General features: G+C 70.8%; 1 pseudogene. It reads left to right on the top strand.

The annotated features are described in order from the left end of the window. A pseudogene (locus JCM19049_RS17050) lies at nt 1-479 on the top strand (hypothetical protein); the annotation flags it as partial. Between the last annotated feature and the right edge of the window lie 103 nt (nt 480-582).

Raw genomic sequence — 582 nt, 5'->3', positions numbered from 1 at the left:
CTGCGCGCGCTGCGCTGGCACGGGTGGGCGCCTCGGTGCTGATCACCGTGGCCAGCTGGGGGATTGGCTGGTTCCCGCGCAACCAGCATTCGCCGTTGGCCCGCACCGGCTTCTTCATCCAGTTCCGCACCGAGCTGATCGGGGTGCTGGCCTGCATGCTCATCATGGCGGTGGGGCTGGTGTGGCTCACCCGCTGCTGGCTGCTGCTGCGTCCCAGGGTGGAAAACCAGGGGCAGCTGCCCGGGCGAACCCTGGCCGGGCTGGTGGCCAGCTGGGGTTCCCCGCTGCTGGCCAGCTTCCCGATCCTCTCCCGGGATGTGTACTCCTACCTGGCCCAGGGCCGGATGCTGCAGGCGGGCAAGTCCCCGTACTCCGAGGGGATCTCGGCGCTGCCGGGCTGGTTTGACGGCGGCTCGGACGGCCTGTGGCCCAGTCGCCCTCACCCTACGGGGTGCTGTTCCTGGTGGTGGCCCGGCTGATCTACGTCATCTCCGGCGGAATCCCGGAAATCGGGGTGGGGCTGCTGCGCCTGCTGGCGGTGGCCGGGGTGGCCGGCTGCTATTGGGCGACCGGGTGGCTGGC

The sequence above is a fragment of the Arthrobacter sp. JCM 19049 genome (assembly GCF_001310435.1).
Note: the sequence above shows the minus strand (reverse complement) of the source record. Positions and strands in the feature narration are given on the sequence as shown.